The organism is Streptomyces sp. NPDC058964 (genome assembly GCF_042741275.1).
In the GTDB taxonomy this organism is placed as follows: Bacteria; Actinomycetota; Actinomycetes; order Streptomycetales; family Streptomycetaceae; genus Streptomyces.
Genome location: NZ_JBHYKH010001073.1, coordinates 1 through 1,057, shown reverse-complemented (window position 1 = coordinate 1,057; position 1,057 = coordinate 1). Strand labels below are relative to the sequence as shown.

Below are 1,057 nucleotides of genomic sequence, written 5' to 3'. Positions count from 1 at the left end.
GACTGGCACAAGTCCAGCTACAGCGGGGCAGCGGTGGCAACTGTGCAGAGGTCGCCGACGGAGTCCCCGGCGTCGTGCCGGTCCGGGACAGCAAGGCGGCTGCCGGGCCGGTGGTCGTCGTGGGGTCGGCGGCCTGGACGGAGTTCGTACGCACCGTCGGGGCCGCCCGCTTCCTTGCCAGTGTCGTGCCTCCGCGACCCGAGTAAAGGGCGCTGCGCGTCGCCTTCGGCGATCGGCCTGCGGCCGACCCTTGACTCGGCTCGCTCCACCACGGGTCAGAAGCGAGCGAGCGGCCCGGAAACACGGGTGGCCGAGCCGGGTTCACGATCAACCGCCCCCTGCGTACCCACCCGGCGACGGCGGAACGCACCAGCGCCTCGCCAGCACGCCGCCTCGGCTCAGCGGCTCACCCCCGGTGGGCGGTACCGGTCACATGCGCCGCCCCAGCGCCGTAGCCGCACGCCACACCGTCCCAGCGGCCAACCCGAGCGGGCACCACAGAACCACCCCCCCCCCGGACCACCCTCCAAAAACGGATGACACTTCACCCCGAAGTGTCATCCATTTCCCAGACCACCCCCAGACCCCCACCACCCAGCCGCCGTTCGCCGCTAAACCCACGCGGCGTGCCGGCGAGACGCGGACGCGCCCCGCACGCCCGGCGCGTACGCAGCCGGCGGAAGGGACCGACGTACGCCGGCCACCCGCCTTCCTCCGGCCGCCCGCACGCTTCTCACCCGTGCTGGAGCGAGCCGAGTCAAGGGTGACCCGAAGGGTCATCGCCGAAGGCGACGCGACCGCAGGAAGCGCCCTTTACTCGGCTCGCGGAAGCACGACACTGACCAAGAAGCGGGCGGCCCCACGGCCACCCAACAGCAGGCGGCCCCGAAGACGTACTCGGCATACGCCTCCGCACGCCGAGTCACGATTGAGTCTCGGGTACCTCTCACCCCCTTGTCATCACTCGTGTAATCGTTTCCAATCCTCAGTGTAATCGATTCCAAGAGGATGTGGAAACGGCGATGGCGAGCATCAAGGACGTCGCCGTCGAGGCGGG

Annotated in this window: 1 protein-coding gene; it reads left to right on the top strand. The window is 70.1% G+C overall.

Annotated elements, in window-relative coordinates; translation table 11 throughout:
* The coding region (locus tag ACFW2E_RS47740) for a DUF397 domain-containing protein (RefSeq protein WP_384478646.1) at positions 1-206 on the top strand (206 nt) is incomplete at its 5' end.
* Between the last annotated feature and the right edge of the window lie 851 nt (positions 207-1,057).